This window comes from Bacteroidales bacterium (assembly GCA_014860575.1).
Lineage (GTDB): Bacteria > Bacteroidota > Bacteroidia > Bacteroidales > JAAYJT01 > JAAYJT01.
The window spans coordinates 91,287-108,194 of the sequence record JACZJK010000046.1 but is presented as its reverse complement, the minus strand read 5'-3'; the positions used below and the strand labels follow the sequence as shown (position 1 = coordinate 108,194).

9 protein-coding genes are annotated in these 16,908 nt (G+C 43.2%); 1 reads left to right on the top strand and 8 read right to left on the bottom strand.

All coding sequences use genetic code 11. The features are described from left to right. Positions 1 to 14: 14 nt before the first annotated feature. Positions 15 to 377, top strand: coding sequence for a hypothetical protein (locus tag IH597_12790; protein MBE0663328.1), 363 nt, complete (start codon positions 15 to 17; stop codon positions 375 to 377). 253 nt (positions 378 to 630) lie between these two features. Here IH597_12790 and IH597_12785 read toward each other — a convergent pair whose 3' ends face one another. From IH597_12785 to IH597_12750, 8 genes are all read right to left on the bottom strand, one after another. Then, positions 631 to 1,902, bottom strand: a complete 1,272-nt coding sequence (locus tag IH597_12785; GenBank protein MBE0663327.1) for a DEAD/DEAH box helicase — start codon at positions 1,900 to 1,902, stop codon at positions 631 to 633. A 126-nt stretch (positions 1,903 to 2,028) separates the two neighbouring features. Beyond that, on the bottom strand, positions 2,029 to 2,466 hold the full coding sequence (locus IH597_12780) for a thioredoxin family protein (protein ID MBE0663326.1): 438 nt from the start codon (positions 2,464 to 2,466) through the stop codon (positions 2,029 to 2,031). 202 nt (positions 2,467 to 2,668) lie between these two features. Then, a complete protein-coding gene (locus IH597_12775; GenBank protein ID MBE0663325.1) occupies positions 2,669 to 4,429 on the bottom strand; it encodes a hypothetical protein in 1,761 nt (586 codons plus the stop codon). Between the two features lie 9 nt (positions 4,430 to 4,438). Next, positions 4,439 to 9,733, bottom strand: coding sequence for a T9SS type A sorting domain-containing protein (locus IH597_12770; protein ID MBE0663324.1), 5,295 nt, complete (start codon positions 9,731 to 9,733; stop codon positions 4,439 to 4,441). Between the two features lie 10 nt (positions 9,734 to 9,743). Next, positions 9,744 to 13,070, bottom strand: a complete 3,327-nt coding sequence (locus IH597_12765) for a leucine-rich repeat domain-containing protein (protein ID MBE0663323.1) — start codon at positions 13,068 to 13,070, stop codon at positions 9,744 to 9,746. Beyond that, the gene (locus IH597_12760; GenBank protein MBE0663322.1) at positions 13,067 to 15,064 is read right to left on the bottom strand and encodes a hypothetical protein; all 1,998 of its coding nucleotides are present in this window, start codon (positions 15,062 to 15,064) and stop codon (positions 13,067 to 13,069) included. The genes IH597_12765 and IH597_12760 overlap by 4 nt, the downstream gene beginning before the upstream one ends. Further along, positions 15,064 to 16,248 (bottom strand): SIR2 family protein, encoded by a 1,185-nt coding sequence (locus IH597_12755; GenBank protein MBE0663321.1) that lies wholly within the window; start codon positions 16,246 to 16,248, stop codon positions 15,064 to 15,066. The genes IH597_12760 and IH597_12755 overlap by 1 nt, the downstream gene beginning before the upstream one ends. Then, positions 16,245 to 16,637: a hypothetical protein gene (locus tag IH597_12750; protein ID MBE0663320.1), complete on the bottom strand. Its 393-nt coding sequence runs from the start codon at positions 16,635 to 16,637 to the stop codon at positions 16,245 to 16,247. Before IH597_12750 ends, IH597_12755 begins: the two co-directional genes overlap by 4 nt. Between the last annotated feature and the right edge of the window lie 271 nt (positions 16,638 to 16,908).

Below are 16,908 nucleotides of genomic sequence, written 5' to 3'. Positions count from 1 at the left end.
TTAAAAGAACGAAAGTGCATAGAGACAAATTAATAACATTTGCTGAACTAATTAATGTTTTGGAAAATGATTCAACAGATAATAATTATAAATCTGCAGTTGATAATTTATTGGAAGCATTTACAGATTGGCCAACGCAAGATATAGAAGAACCAAGTGAAATGGTTTGTGAATTAAAGCTGCAAGTAAAAGAAAAACTCACTTTCGATAATCTGGATAAATATTTAAAAAGGCTAGAACCAGATAAAGATTTTTGGGAAATAGAATCATTAAAATCTTTATTAGAATTGTTTGACTTTGAGCAAAACAAGACTGTAGATAAAGATATCGAATTAGAAATAATTATTGACAGAATAACAAAGCATTATAGAAAGTAGAGCTACTGCTAGCAAAGGCTAAACGCTATCGGACGCATGGTGGTAAGGAGAAAGATAGTAAATTTATTCAATAATAGTGCATGCCGGAAAGAAATGCTTTCATAACTGCCCGTCAGCGCTTAGCCTCAACCGCTAAGCCATCCTTGCCACATTTCAGGTATGGCAAAAAAAACGGTCAGAATTTTCCATGCCTTTAACATTCACCTCAGAGATGAAGTGAAGCGTGCAGCAGGCTAAAGCACAACACAAGGTATTATTGCTGGCTTTTTCGTTTGTGATGCCAGCTTGATGACGATTTTTTTTGATTTGCGGAATAGTTGCGCTTTTTGCCAGATTTATTGTCGGGATAACGCTTCCTTTCAGGCCTCTTCCCGGAGGGTTCGTAGGCTGGTGATGCACCAATTGCTTCGGGCAGGGCAACTTTTTCAACGGTTCGGGCAATAAGTCTTTCAATATCGGCAAATTTTCCCCGCTCCCTTTCACCAATGAATGTTACAGCCTGGCCTTCACTTTCGGCACGGGCGGTGCGGCCAATCCGATGAACATAATCCTCTGCATCATGGGGTACATTGTAATTGATGATCATGTCAATGTCTTCCACATCAATCCCCCGCGAAATTATATCCGTGGCGATAAGCACCCGTATCTGGCGGTTCTTAAAGCGGTTCATCACCTCGCCTCTTTCTTTTTGCTCAAGATCGGAATGGATTTCTTCTATAGCTGTTTCGGTTTTCTGCAAAACCTTGCTCAATTCCTTTACCTTCGATTTGGTATCGCAAAAAATAACAATGCTTTTAAGTGATGAATCCTGGATCAGGTGTTTTACCAGAGGAATTTTTTGGTGTTCGGATATGATATAGGCTTCCTGCTTAATCTTTTCAGGCGGGCGGGAAAGGGCGATGTTGATTTCCCTGGCATTGCGAAGTATTTTCCGTGTAAGTTCCCTGATTCTTCCCGGCATGGTAGCCGAAAAAAGCAAGCTCTGCCTTTCCTTAGGCAACTGATTGATGATTTTCATGATGTCATCATAAAAACCCATGTCCAGCATGCGGTCGGCTTCATCGAGAACTAGGAACTTCAGGTTCTGAAAGTTGACATAACCCATGGTGAGATGGCTGATCATGCGGCCCGGAGTGCAAACCACTATGTCAACACCTTTTTTCAATGCCGACTTTTCATTTTCGTAGAGTTGGCCGTCGCCACCACCATATACCGCAAGCGAGCTTACCGATGTGAAGTACCCAAAGCCTTCTACTTGTTGGGTAATCTGCAGGGCGAGTTCTCTTGTGGGTACGATCACCAATGCTTTGATTTGATCGTTAAATGGCGAAGAAACAATGTTTTGTAAGATGGGAAGCAGGAATGCAGCGGTTTTGCCTGTGCCGGTCTGGGCGCTGGCAATTACATCGTGGCCTGCAAGGATTTCGGGGATTACCTGTATTTGAACAGGTGTGGGTGTTTCGTAGTTCATGGCCTGGATGCCTTCAAGGATTTGCTCGTCCAGGCCGAAATTTGTAAAATTCAATGTAAAAAATGAATTAGGATAAATAATTAAAATATGGTTAATGTTATCCGGGTCGGAACATTAACCGGGTACAAAGATAGCGATTATAAGTGTGGATACCTTGCGGCGCTTGAAATGCTGGCCTGATTAAGGTGTAGGAACGCTTTTTCCGAGCTCAATAAAACGCTCAGGATCGCGGAAGCCGGCTGTACTTTTAACAACTTCGCCTTTATGGTTTATGAAAAGCAAAGTTGGATAACCTCTCACGTTATAACGCTGCCTGAGTGTGAGGCCTTCGCCTTTTTCGCCGTCAACTTTTACATTGATAAATCGTTCGTTATAATATTTTCCAACTTCAGCATTGGGGAAGGTTTGTGCATTCAGTTTTTTGCAAGGCCCGCACCAGGTGGCATATACATCAAGGAAGATCAGTTTGTTTTCCTTTTTCGCACGTTGCAGGGCTTCTTCCCAGGTGCCTTCAAAGAATTTGATACCGGTTTGATCATCATCAACCGGGCTACCGGCTGTGACTGGTGAAAGGCCAAGAATGATAAGTAATGAGAATAAAGAAAAAACAGTCTTCATTTTTTTAAATTTTAAGTTATGCTTGTTTGTGTGAACCCGTATATAACATTCATTTTGGATAAAGGTTTGGGGTAATTCGGAAATATCGCCGCCAAAAATAGAGAATTATTGCACATGCTGCCGACAATTACTCAAGCAGAACATATAAAATTTGATTCTGTTCTGGTCCATTTGTTGCAGGAAGCAGAGTTTGCTGCGATTTTTAATTGAGCCGGTACTTAATGAAACTATACCCTATGCTCAATCCCACAAAATAATTGAAAGGTTTCGTTTTTGAATTGCTCAGGCTGTGAAACTCATCATTTCCGGTTGCAAAGTGAAATGTATTTGATGAGGAAGTGCGGAATGGAACGAACGCCTGAATGCCAACATCCAGCAGGTTATCTGTTTTATTTTTAGAAACATTGAAAAATCCGTTTAGCCGGATTATCAAGGCTGGCTGGACTTCACTCCTTGTGATATCATCTTTATACGATTTTTCAACCTTAGTATAGTAGTTGTAAAAAGAATCATTGATCATAAGTTGCCGGTTAAACTGCTCATAATAACCATGCCGTGTAAAGGTTCCGCTAAGGTCAGAAGTAGTTTTAAATAGTATCATCAGGTTCACACCAGTCTGAACTGAATAAGCCCGTAATAAACCATTGCGTTTGGCCATGTTTTTTCGAAATTCAAAAAACATCGGCATTGAAACTCCCTTGCTTGTTACTTTCTCCTCAAAAGTTGTCCCTTTCACAATAACCTCCAGCGGTTCCTCCCGCCTGTCGAGGTAGGGGTAAGGATTCTGAAGAAAACCCTTGCTTGTTATCCGGTAATGATATTGGTAATAATAAATCCCTGAACCGGCTCCCAGGTAGGAGTTCCTACGATGATTCCCATTTCTTTTTTCAGGTGTTTGAGAACCCCGGGCAAAAACTGATGAAATTTGCGAGAAACTAAAGAGTTTTGATACTTCCATCCCTATGCCGAACATGTAGCCATTTTTATTGCTGAAGTCAGAGTCGGATGAAAAGTTCTTAAGCCGATTTTCGCTTTGGCTGATTATGCCAACATAACTTTTTGGTGACCATGAAAATCCATTCCATTTCCAGGGGAACAGCGGAACAACAAACCCGCCCGATGGCTGGTTGCTGACCTTATACCCATTTAATTTCCAATCGTCAGCTATCGAAAATCGTTGGCCATCAGCGCTTATTATTGAGTCAATTTTGATGGTAGCCCGGTTTGCGATCAAACCAGGTTTTATAATACCTGTTTGGTCTGTTTTGGCAAGCAGTTTCGTATTATTTATACTCTCGTCAAATTCAAACCGGATATGCGCCACGAGATCTGTCAACGGTCTGCTTAGATCGGCATTTAGAAACGTAAGCGCCACATCTGTTTTTGCTATATTTTCATCCACTGCCCTTACGGATGTTATCAAAGGCTGGCCATCAAAAAATCGTATCTCAAACAGATAGCTCTTTGAATCCCGGACTGACCAACTGGTATTGCCAAAAGTTTTCCTGAACTCAAAGAGAATTTTGTTTTGCGAACCCAGGCTGGTGGTGTCAAATTTTGTTTCAACAAACAGGTAGCTGAAATCGGTGATGCTATAAAGGTCGTAAGCATTTCTTATGGTTTCAATATATTTGTCGGGCGTTAGCTGTTCCTGGTAAATTTTAATTGTTGCAGTTTCAGTTCCAGATTCTGAAGGTAGAGAACCCTCGCGGAAGCGTTTGCCATCCACCCTGAAAGGAATATCAAAGATAATTGCATTGGTTCTGAAAAGGCTTTTGAAAATTCCCTCCCACGAAGGGTCGTAAGTGCCATCATTCATGTCTTTAAATAAAGCTGCATCCTGGTAATCGCTCATGAGTATGCGCGCTTTTCTCAGTTGTTCAGCGCTGCTTTGCCCATAAGCCTGATGAATGAACACCAGGAAAAACAGGCCGGCAACCAGTATATTGATTTTCTGCTTCATCTTCAGCGCTTATTGAACAATTATTTTAGATCTGAAAATTAAACCGGCAGAGTGCAACACAACCAGATGAATGCCTGGGCTGGTAAAACCTGTTTCATTCAGATTAATGATTTGTTCTTTCCTGACCCAATCTATTGCTTTATCATACACTTTCTGCCCCATAGCATTATACACTTCTATTACACCGTTTTGCAGTTGTGCAACATCGTTCAAAATCAATGTAAAGATTCCATTGTTCGGGTTCGGATGAATTGAAATTTGGCTTTGATGTATCTCTTCAATGCCAACAGGCGCATTGTAAAATGACCGTGTTCCACATAAAACTTCATCAAAATAGGTGATCACAAAATAGTAATAACGTAAGGGATCAAAAAGATGGCCATCGGGAAGTCTGCAATACCATTCATTTTTTCCCGGTATCAGAAATTCTTCCCGGAGTTCGCCTGCCTCATTTTTTGTGAACCATCCCCATTGATAAGATTCTGCCAGCGTATCGGTTGCATAGAGCATATTGTCGTTGCTCTTGCGTAATACCGTGGTTGTAGGTGAAGCCACCGATGCTGTTATTTCTATCATCTTTGAAACGGGAACCGGAGTACAGCCAAATTCATTGCTTGCAAACAACTGCAAGGTATAATTGCCTGGGTTCTCACCCCAGTTCACAATGGCGATGTTGCCGGCAACTGCATAAAGGTTGAAACTGTTGGCAAAAAATCCTCCGGGATTTTCAGCATCAAGCTTCCAACTATAATGTAATCCCGGCGGTGGATCAATCACCTGGTAAACTACGCCGCCCTGCTTACTGCAAACATTTAAAGGCCCTTCAAAATCAACCATGCCTGGCAGGTTATTCACCACAATAGTGAAAGTGTCAGTAGCAGTTCGGAAGTAATTAGTTACCTCAAGCGTGTAAACTGTGGTTGATTGCGGACCAAAGTGCGGATAGAGAACATTCGGATTTAGGGCGAGTAGCGTATCGGTGGGTATTGAAGTCCAGGAATAGGTACTTGGGCCGTATGTATAATTGATGCTGATTGCAGGGTAATCTGCACTGCCCGGCACCAGGGCCTGGCCGGCACAGGATGAAGTAATCTTAGGATTTATCACCACGGAAGGTTGAATTGTATAGGCTGCAAAAGCGCCCAGAATTGTATCGCTTGTGATGCCCTCGCCGGTAATTTCAATGGCCGGAGGATAAAAATAATAAGGAACTGGCAGGGAAGTATCAATAAGCGGGGTGATGGTTCCCACCCAGTTCTCTGGAATTTTATCATGGTAGTAAACACCCGCGGCATTTGTGATCCGGATCATATCATAAATGGCGATCCTTACACCCTCAAGTGGCTGGAACTCATCGCCCTGGATCAGCACCCGGCCGCTGAGGTTAAAAAAGGCTCCCGGCCTGGTGTTTTGTTCGAACCAGAATTGATTTTCAAATGAACTGCCAGATTGGAACATGAGGTAAGACGAGCGCCTGAGATAAGCATTGTTGTTTTCCTGGACCCGCAAATATAAACTGTCATTTCCGCTAAGCATGATCGGATCATTTGACCACGAAACAGCATCTGTGCTAAGGTCATACCAATCCAGTCCATGGCCTTTGCTCACAAAGTATTCAGTAAGATTAGAATATGTGTAAAGCGTTATTATTTCGCCGGTCCAGTGGATATCATTCATTGCTGGCGGCCTGATAATCATGTAAGGGAAATCCTGGTAAATGAAGACCGTATCGCTGATATTCGGGTGTTCGGTATCAAAAACCCTGATCCTTGCTTGCCTGGGCTGAGGATCAACGTTCTGAGTCACAATGATGCTGAGCTGTGTTTCAGTCAATGATGAGGCTTCAATGTTTATCATTGTTGGGTCGGACACATAAATGATTTCAAAGTCAGGCAAAGGAACATTTACCGTTAGTACATTGAAAACTAAGGTATCGCTTGAAGAATGGCTGGCCATTTGCTCCCGCGGGTCAACAATAATATATTTATCGAAGGCCGAATACTGATAGATAATAACACTATCCTGAACAAGTGGATCGCTAACTGATTGGATCACAATGTTGGCGGTCCGTGTTGCAAGCGAACTATTGGAGTCAACACTTAACCTCATAATACTGTCGCCGATATTGTAAAAATCAATCCAGTCCTGATAAACGGTTGTGTCAGTGAATTCCCAGCTTTCAACATTTACCAGTGTAATCTGAAAATCAACGCTATCTGAACCATAGTGAGGGACATTTCTAACACGGGGAGCGGCAAGTATTTGCGAGCCCGCGGAAGCATGCTGAAAAACCGCAACGGAATCCCTGACAGCAGGATTGGTTTCGTCGAAAATAAACACGTTGGCTGCCCTCGCTGAAGAAGAATTGTTTAAATCAACTGTAAGCCGCAGCGTATCATGAACGTTGTTTCCTGATGCGATCCATGACGGTAGCAGATTGGTATCGATAAGCCAATTGTCAACATTTACTGACTGGACATGAAATTCAATTGAAGCGCCCAGATAAGTCAGGATTATCTCCCTGGGAGAAGCAAGCAGATAGCTATCAAGGGCTGAGTACTGGTAAATATAAACGGTATCTTTTATTGCTGTGTTGCCAATCGCCTGGATCACAACCTGGGCTTCGCGCGATTGCAGCAGAGTATTTTCATCAACACTTAAACGCATGATTGAATCTCCGATATTCTGGAAAATGATCCAGTCTTCGTAAGGCGCTGTGTCAATAAATTCCCAACCACTCACGTTGACCATTGTAACCGCAAAGTCCACTTCGCTATCGCCGGTATGAGGAACACTTTTCGAACGCGGAGCCGCAATCAGGTAAGCGGCAGGGCCGGCATACTGATAAATCGTCACAAAAGATTCGATTGCCGGTTGCCCGGTAGCAAAAATGCGAATGGCAGCCTGCCGGGTTTGCTGCGTTTGATTTGGCGCAATGTTCAGGCTTAATAGAGCGCCTCCCGAATTTGTGACTGTAATCCATGAAGGAACTGTGGACGGATCGAACTGCCAGCCGGAAACATTCACAGCCGTAACCTGAAATTGAACGTTCGGATTACCGGCATAGCCAATCAGTTGCGTTGGTGGTGATGCAAGCAGGTAGCTGTCAAGCGAAGAATACTGGTAAACATAAATGGAATCATTCACGCCTGGGTTGCCGGTGTCAAAAATTCTGATAAGCGCCGTTCTTATTTCAAGTAAAAGGTTCTCAGCAACATTCAGGCTCAATGTGTTCTGATCCGAAGCATTCACTGTGATCCAATCCGGAATACTGGTGAGGTCGGCTGCCCACAAGGCAACATTCACGGCAGTAACCTGGAAGTTAACTTCAGAGTTTCCGCTGTGTGAAACAACTTGCTGGCGTGGCGCCATGAAAAGATAAGATGAAGTCGCTGCTTCCTGGAAAATAATGGCTTCGTCGTAAAGTTCAGGATTGCTGACATCTCGTACCCTGAAAGTGACTTGTCGCAGAACAGGGCTGTTATTTGCCGCAAGAGTGAAAAATATTGTATTTCCGGTTGTCTGAATATTGGTAATCCAGGTCGGTGTATTCTCAAAGAAAACTTCCCATTCAGCAATATTGAGGGTAAATACTTCGAAAGGCGACGTTATTCCTCCGGTATGTGAAACCGATTGGAACCCAGGGCTTACATAAATGAGGGACTGTGCACCTCCCTGAACTACAGTTGCCTGCGCTGAAACTAATGGATCAGAGCTGTCGAAAACCGTTATTTCAGCTACACGGGTTATGCCAGAAATGTTGACCTCAATCGTTGCAAAAACAGAATCGCCCGAAATTTGAGTTTCTAACCATGATGCAGATGATGTCACACTTAGCGTGCCGGTATTGTTTGAAGATATGATAAACGGGCTGGCAAGAACTGTGTCATTCCAGTTGGCAAGCTGTTGACCGGGAGAAATAAAAATATATGCCTGTGAGCAGGAATATTGCAGAATCTCCAATGAATCAACAATTAGCGGATTGGATGTACTGCCGATTACGACAAATCCTGTGCGAACCGATGCAGTTGTATTCTCAGCAATCGAAATCAGCAAATTGTTGCTATCAAGTATATTTACGCTTACCCAAGACGGTGTTTCAACCACCTGAATTTCATCTACACCAAAACTTACGACTTCCACAGCGACATCGTCACCAGAACAGGGAACTACCACTTCAGCCGGGTTCAGCAGAAGATAAGCTGCTGACTGATAAACCTGAATGGTTTGGCTCAAAAGTGGATCGCCACCGGAAATAGTAATATGTCCAACCCTGGGATTTGCAGTCATGTTCGGGTTGATCGCGATCAGTAAAGTATCGTTGGTTGGATTCTGAACCAGGCCAGCAATCATGCCACCCGGATTTTCTGTAATTTCCGCGTTCCAACTGCTGAGGTTCGTTTGAACCAACACTTCAACAAAACCGCCCCCAGGGCCAATGTTAATGTTTGTTGGGGAAACAATAAGGTAATTTTCTGCGCCGGCATACTGGAACAAGGTAATTGTATCTTTCAATTCCGGGTTGTCCACTGCCCTTATTTCAATAACTGCTGAACGAAAATTTCCTGAAGTGTTTGCCGCAATGTTAAAGGAGATGGAATTGGGTGTGAGTGAGCTGGAATCTACTTCGATCCAGTCATTGGCAATCATGGCTTCCCAGCCGCTATCGAGGTTGAAATGAATTACCGAGAACGGAGGCGTGGCTCCACCTTCGGGTGAAACTGTGAGAAAATTCGGCGAAACAAAAATGTATGGCTGCGGAGCAGGTGCCTGAAGTATAAATGCCGTGGAACTTAGTGTATCGCCAAACAGAATCACTTTTGCTGTAATTGTGGCAGACCGTGCAATTGGTTCTGAATTTGGAAGAACATTTATGGTTATAGAACTGTCGGGATAGCTGATCACGGCGGATAAGGTATCAACCCAGTCGGGAATGCCGGTCCAGTCAATAAATAATGAGGTGTCAACTGCGACCGGGAAAAATAAGTAGAATCCAAACTCAGCAGCCTCAGAGCCATCAAAGGAAACTAGTTCAACAGTAGGAAAGAGGAAGAAAATTTCAGATAAAAGGACTGAATTGGACGGTGGTGGCGAATTTTGGTTCTCAAAATCACTAAGACTTAAAATAACTTCCTCATTGCTGATTGATCCATTTGATTGAGCAACAATATTCTCAATAGCTGCTTTGTATTCCGATGATCTTAAATTCGCTGAGGGCTGCTGCGCTTCAATATCCTTCAACGGCATAAGCTGGATCAAAATCAATGCAAAGAGTGAAAACAGCGTATATATAATTCTATTCATTTTGCTCATTTTACTTCAACATCTGGTCGCGTGTGATGATCCTGCTTGCCGGTAATTGGCTCTTTAACTGATCAACCATGCTCAGCGGCAGGTTGTCGCTTTTGATGTAAATCGCTTCAAGTCCAGTCATTTCCTTCATAGATGCAGGAAGTTCCATTAATCCCGGCATCCAGAGACTGAGTTGTTTAATGTTTTTCATCTGGCCAATTTCAGCGGGCAGGCTGGCAATTGCCAGCGAGAAAATATGCAGTTCGCTGATGTGTTGCAGATCATACATCTTTGCAGGCAATGATTCCATATCATACAGGTTCAGATACAGCCCTTGCAGGTTTGGCATTTGGTTGAGCATTGAAAAGAGGCGTTCAGTGTCAGTTTCCGGATAGATTCTGATGCTCAGGTAGCGCAGGCCCTGCATCCTGATGATTGAATCAGGCAAGTTGTTTATTGGGTTATTATCCAGCACCAGGTGAGTAAGGTTTTTAAGCTGGGTGACTTCCCCTGGCAAAAATCCAAGTTTGTTTCCGCTTAGATACAACTGCCTGAGTTCGGTGAGTCCGGCGATTTCAGGAGGGAGTGTAGAAATGTTATTGTTGCTAAGAACCAACCTTCGCAGATTTTTCAGATTGCCAATATTGGGAGGTATTTCACTGATTTTGTTATTACTCAGTATTAAATGGGTGAGATTAGTCAACCGGCCAATTTCTTCAGGCAGGATAGCAAGTTGGTTGCTGCTGAGGTCAAGTCTTGTGAGATTGGCCATTTTCAAGATGCTAGAAGGCAGATGATCTAAACCGGTGTTGGATAAATCGAGGAAGGATAAATCCGATATCCGGGCGATATCCAGTTCAAACAATTGGTTCTTGTCAACATTAACAAGGGTTTTGCCGAAATCAGCAATCACGGGTTGCGAAGCGGAGATATACTCTGTGGGCCTTTTGGATCCGGCAAATACGGTTGAGATTTCATTGTGGGTAATTAATGGGTTTCCGGTGAAATCAATCAGCAGTAGGTTTTTCATGTCAGCCATATTGGCCGGTAAGGTGCTTACATTATTGAGCGTTATCAATAATACATTGGCATCGGTAAGATAAGCCAAATCGTTCATTCCTGTACTTAGAATAATATTTCTATCCGACTGGCCAAACACTTCGCAGAGAACCTGGAGGTTGAGCTGAGGATTATCGCGCAGGTCGAGCTTTTTAAGTTTTGGCAACAGTGTCAAAGCAGCCGGAATGGAATCAATGCCGTTGCCGCGCAAATCAAGTTCTGTAAGATTGTTTAGCCAGGCAATGCTATCCGGGATGGATGAAATTTGGTTTCCTGCAAGTTTCAAGATTGTTAAGGATCTTAAGTTTCCAATTAGTTCAGGGAGTTGAACCAATTGGTTGTTGCTGAGATCGAGTTCGGTGAGCAGGATACATTTCGCGATCTCTGCCGGTAATGAATCAATTTGGTTGTTGGTTGCTGAAAAATATTCCAGCCTGCTCAGGTTGCCAATTTCAGGGGGCAGCGTAGTAATAAGGTTGCCGCTAAGGTTAAGCCGTGCAAGATTATTAAGATTTCCGATATGTTGCGATATTTCAGAGACCTGATTCTGACTGAGATCCAGTTCCGAAAGACTTGACAGCTTGCCCAGGTTTTTATTAAACGCTGTCAGTTGGTTACCCGAAGCATTCAAACTTGTAAGGTTCTGAAGTGAACTTATCTCATCCGGCAGATCACGCAAGCGGTTAAAACTGACATCAAGTTTTTCGAGATCGGAAAAAATACCAATCTGACCCGGAATGTCTGTGATCTCATTTTCGCTGATATTTAAGGATTTCAGGTTGATGAGCAGGCCGGTTTTTTCAGGAAGCTTCGAAATTTGATTATGGCTGAGGTCGAGAAACTGCAGTCTCATCAAATCACCAATTTCGGGTGGCACTTCTGTAAGTTGGTTGTTGGAGAGGTTCAGACTTGTAAGATAAGTGAGATTGGTGAGTTCGGGTGGAATACCTGTGATTTGGTTATTGCTGATATTCAAGACGGAAATATTTCTAAGATTACCTATTTCAGGAGGGATTTCCTTTATCTGGTTGTCATTCAGGTTCAGGAAACTAAGTTTCGTCAACTCAAAAAGCCCGGCAGGCAATTCAGTGATTTGGTTCCTTCCAAGTGATAGCTCCCTGAGTTTTGTGAGATACCCAATCTCATCGGGGATGTTCCTGATCTGGTTATTTGAAAAGTCAACAACAAGCAATTCGTTGAGTTCGCAGATTTCAAGTGGCAGTTCTGTTATACTGTTGTCTTTCAGAACCAGTTCAACAAGGTTGCTGAATCCAAAGATTTCAGATGGAAAATGGTTGAGCTGGTTACCACCCATACGCAGCCGGATCAATTTCGAGAGTCCTGCTGTTTGTGCCGGCAATGAATCGAATAAATTGTTGCTGAGATCAATAACATAGAGATTGCTGAGGTTGGCAATTCCTTCCGGAAGTGAGGAAATATTATTGTCAGCCAGTAATAATTCCTTAAGGTTATTTAATCCTGATATTTCTCCAGGGATCGAATCAAGTAAATTGTGGCTCAGATCGAGAATTGACAGGCGGTTCAATTTGCCGAAACCCGGTGGGATTGAACGGATGCGGTTATCGGCAAGCGTAAGAATCTGCAAACCGGAATTGTTGCCCAATGCATCGGGCAGGGATGTGATATCATTAGCGCTGAGCAAAAGGATGTTCAATTGCGGGTTCTGTAAAATTTGTGCCGGGAACTCAGTAATTTGTTTGTTTCTGAGATCAAGCGCCTGAATTTCTCTTTTTAAACTGCCTATTCCATCAGCCAGCATGTATTCGGTTCCAATACTGTCAAGCAGGTAATATCTTCTGTTTCTTCGCACTTTAGCCAACCCGATATGGTCAAACGGATAGGCTTCGTCGTATTTGTATGCGATCACAGGCCGCCCGGTTTTATCAATAAAGCCATATTTGTTATCCTTGAAAGCGAGGGCAAGCCTCTCATCAAAAAAGTAGAATGCATTCACAATACTTCGTGCTACACCCAATGCCGAATCGGCCTTCATGCGTGCTCTTTCAGTATCAACCAGGGATTGGTGCAAACTGTCCTGCTGCTGTCTGATCCGGCGCCTGCAATCCTCTTTTTTATTCAGGGCAGTTACCCTGTGGTTGTCTTCAACAGCTTTTTCAAGCGCTTTATCGAAATAAATAAATGCCGAAATAAAATCCCTGTTTTCGTAACGCTCCTGGGCTTTTTCGTAAAGTAGCAGGAAATCGCGTGTTTGCGAAAACAGCGGGGAACAAGCCAGCATGGCGATTATAAGAATGAGTAGTTTTTTCATGGATTAGAAAATTTGTTGTACAACCCATTCAGTTTTTCAAGTCTTTGCCTGCTTGTATCAGCCCATGCCATGTCCTGCATTTCCATATAATCTGCAAGGTCTTTTGTGTAGATTGATTTTGCCCGGCGTTCAAGGTCTCTTCTTTTTGCATGAACCCGAACCGTATCATAGCCTGCCTCAATCACCCTGTTATACTCTGCCATTGCCAGGAGGTATTCCCTTTTCCTGATCAGATCATCGGCATAGTTAATAATTCTCTCATTGTCGCCTTTTATTTCGATGAGTCGCTGGCACTCGGCAATGCGCTGATCCATTATGTTGCGACGGTCATCTGCAGAGTCAAGCAGGTCTTTCGCGATTTTATAACTGTCAACAGCGCGGTCGTACTGGGCTTTTTGTTGGAAGTCCAATCCGGATGTTTCATTCCGGCTATATTCTGATTCGCGTAAGGCTTCGAGGGCCCGAACCGCTTTTTCTTCTGCGTTTCTGGCATCCTTTCTCAACTCGTTTACCTGGTAGATCATGGCTAAAGAAATCACCAGGAAAACACTGACAATGGCAATGATTGTCCGTTGCCATTTTATCTTACGCTGCCGCTCTTTTTCCTTTCGCAGTTGCTCTTCACGGATGCGTTTGAATTCTGCTTCCCGCTCGCGGGTTTCAAGTTCTTGTTGTTCCCTGAGTTTACGCAGTTCTTCCTGTCTTTCATTTTCGAGCCTTATTTTTTCGAGCTCGTCAAGGTATTTTTTCTGGGATTCAAGGATGGGTTCAACAAGTGTATCGTGGCTAATTTCAAAACTTAAACGCCCGAAAGTATTGCGCTCGGCTCGTAATAAGTGGGTGTCAACAAGCGTCCTCAGTTCATGTTCGTCAAGGTATTCCTTGCAAATTTCCTGATCCAGCGAAATTCGTTGCTTGTTCCTTATTAACTCGTCTTCAATAAGGCGGTTGGCATTGGCGCGTTTTTCTTCGGGTAGTTTATTGATTGAATCAAAGTAGAAATTGAGGAATATATTTCTGAATTCAGGAAGGTCTTCCACCGCAATCTGAACCGGTCCGTTTGTTTTTTTTGCAGCTGCAATTTCTTCGATCCGGTGGCAGACGATCTGCAATTGGGTGGTTTCGATATTTTGCTGGCCACCATCGCTTAACTCTTTGATTATTTTGTTGAGAGCATCCTCATGAAAACTAAAAGGCGGTGTTTCAAAACCAGGATCTGTATCGGCAGCCGGATTAACGATCGCCTGCCTGGTCTGTCCCGGGTTCAGGGGTTGAAGTTCATGAAATACATTCTGGATTCCCGGCAATTTATCCGAAAGTGCGTTAAGTTGGCTGAGGCGATCAGATCGGATCGCGAAAACAGTTTTAATGTCAATTTTCTTATGAAGATTGCTGATCGTTTCGCGGTTAAAGAGTTCCTGATTGTTTTCCCGGCCATTGGCTATCAAAACTGCATAGCGGTCAGGAACTTTTAATTCGGTAAGTTCGTAAATCTGGGTTTTGAACTCTTCGATATCTTTTTGCGGGAATGAGAACAACTCTTCAAACTGATCAAAAAACAAAAGAAAAATCTTTTCCGGCTCATCCGCTGCGGCTTTGGGTTCTGAAAACTGTAATTTCTTAAAGTAATACCACAGTGTCTTATTGCTTTTATCCGAGCCGGCCAGGGTGTCAAGCACTGTATTGCTGATGGCATCAGGATCGCCTATTACCGATTTTATTGCATTGATTACACGTTCAACCGGAGTTTCGGCGCCTTCTTTATAGGCAAACAGCCTGATGCTGACAGGAATATAGTTTGGTGGCAGTTTTGGCAAAACGCCGGCTTCGAGTAGCGATGTCTTACCCAAACCGGATTTTGAGTAGAGCAGGATTTTCCTTTCAACGAGTATCAGCGTGAGCAACTTCTCAATATCCTTATCCCTGCCGTAAAAAATCTTCTCCTGACGGCTGGTAAAAGGGGTTGCTCCCGGATATCTTCGTTGGCTTGACATCAAGCTGTAATTCGTTGTTGAAATTTTTCGATGCTTTTTCCAATTTCACTCGTTTGCTCTTCAAATTTTAGCAGTTCGTCGGTATTATCTTCCGAACCAACCTTGTTGCTCAGGCTCTTCAACCTGGTGAAATTGTTTTGAACAAAATCTTTGTTCAGGTTTTTTTTGATGCCTTCTTCGGCAACATTGTGCAGCAGCCAGTCGATGAACTGGCTGTAATCATTTTCAATAAATGTAATGTTGAATTGTTTCTCGATAAACCTTTCAATTTCTTGCTGCATGTTCTTGTTTCCCACCGTCATGCGATGTGCGCCGCTTTTCTTCTGCTCGAAATCAAGTATGAAAAGCAACAGGCGGTTATACCATTTATCAAAATCAAAACCTATAAAAAGGTAGTGGGTGGCTTCCTGTATTTTCTTTTTGATCCCCGAGGGTACGCTGATCTTATTCAGGTAATTATAGAAATTTTCGTGTGTGAATATGTAACGCCCGTTGCTGGTGGCATTACCAAGAATATTGTAGATAACAGGTTTTTCAGGATTGATTGAATCCACTTCCTGTTTGGTGCCATCGTATGCCAGAAACTCGTGGTTCACGCCATAATCATTAAAAACCTTGTGCATTGTATCATCCGGACAAAGCGAGATGATCAGGCTGAAGGGAACCTCTGCAAGTTTTTCGAGGATTTTGCGGCCGGCAATATTTTTTTTGGGGAAGTCTTTGCTGTAGAAATCAAGGATGTCGTAAAGAATTTCTTCATCTGATTCGGGGGAGAAAAAACCTTCGTGTTCGAGAAACTGAATATCATCAAAATCCTTTGCCAGTGCCTTGTAAAACTCAGTATGCAACGATTTTCCGTCGGCATTGGTCGAAACTTCAGGCCCGATAAAAAGCACGCATCCCTGGTGCCTTAATGCTTGTAGCAATCTCCGCCAGCGAACGGCATCATAGCCTGGGTCATTCTCGGGTGGAGTGAAAGAATTTGCCTGAGGCTGACCAGAAATTTTTTCATCAATAGCAGCTAATTTTTCAACGAGGCTTTTGATCTTTTCATTCAACGCCTGTTTTTGTTGCTTAACCTCCGCCGGCAGGTCTTTGGCAATATTGATAATGATATCGCGCGCACTAATTTCCTGCAGGTTGATGTTGTTATCGCCAGTTATATTACTGGTATTCTCGTTCATTGTCCTATGGTGATATTTCCCTTGGTGTTAATGTCCTGGAATGCTATATTTGAATTACCACTGATATTGATTGTATTGGTTTTAGTTGCCAACGGAACGCCCTCTTTCTGCATGATTTGCTGAAGTTCTTCTAGTTTGGCCTGAAGCTGGCGCTGTAGTTCCTGATTGTCTTCGAGTACAAATTCAAGATTGCTCTTGATGCTGTTTACATTTTCTTCAACATTTTCATTTACTTCAATCTGTTGAAGTTTTTCGCTGGCTGAAGGTTTTCCAAGGATTCCTCCGATCCAATTCATCACGCCTTTTACAGCACTACCAACTGCTTCGTTTTCCATTAATTTGTTTGCCTGGTTTAGAACCACTCCCGCTAATGCAACTATTTCCATCATAATAACTTGCTTTTGTTTAACTTTCTAAACAAACCAAGTCATGGATTGTTTCTGAGGCGCTTGAAGGGGCGAGATGATTAGATGAGCAGGGGAGAAGAGGAGAATGGGAGAATGGGAGATGGGGCGAGAGATGAGGGACGAGGGACGAGGGGCGGGGAGCTTTGATTTTTGATTACTGCATGAGTGATTTCAGCAGGTCATGAGACTCGGACTTCTGGCTGCTGTCTTCTGCTTCCTGCCGACTGCCAATTGCCACTTGCCAATTGAATTC

What these genes read in the sequence shown, in the direction of transcription:
- IH597_12780 (MBE0663326.1), bottom strand. Translation starts at nt 2,466, where the DNA reads ATGAAGACTGTTTTTTCTTTATTCTCATTACTTATCATTCTTGGCCTT.
- IH597_12775 (MBE0663325.1), bottom strand. Translation starts at nt 4,429, where the DNA reads ATGAAGCAGAAAATCAATATACTGGTTGCCGGCCTGTTTTTCCTGGTG.
- IH597_12770 (MBE0663324.1), bottom strand. Translation starts at nt 9,733, where the DNA reads ATGAATAGAATTATATATACGCTGTTTTCACTCTTTGCATTGATTTTG.
- IH597_12765 (MBE0663323.1), bottom strand. Translation starts at nt 13,070, where the DNA reads ATGAAAAAACTACTCATTCTTATAATCGCCATGCTGGCTTGTTCCCCG.
- IH597_12760 (MBE0663322.1), bottom strand. Translation starts at nt 15,064, where the DNA reads ATGTCAAGCCAACGAAGATATCCGGGAGCAACCCCTTTTACCAGCCGT.
- IH597_12755 (MBE0663321.1), bottom strand. Translation starts at nt 16,248, where the DNA reads ATGAACGAGAATACCAGTAATATAACTGGCGATAACAACATCAACCTG.
- IH597_12750 (MBE0663320.1), bottom strand. Translation starts at nt 16,637, where the DNA reads ATGATGGAAATAGTTGCATTAGCGGGAGTGGTTCTAAACCAGGCAAAC.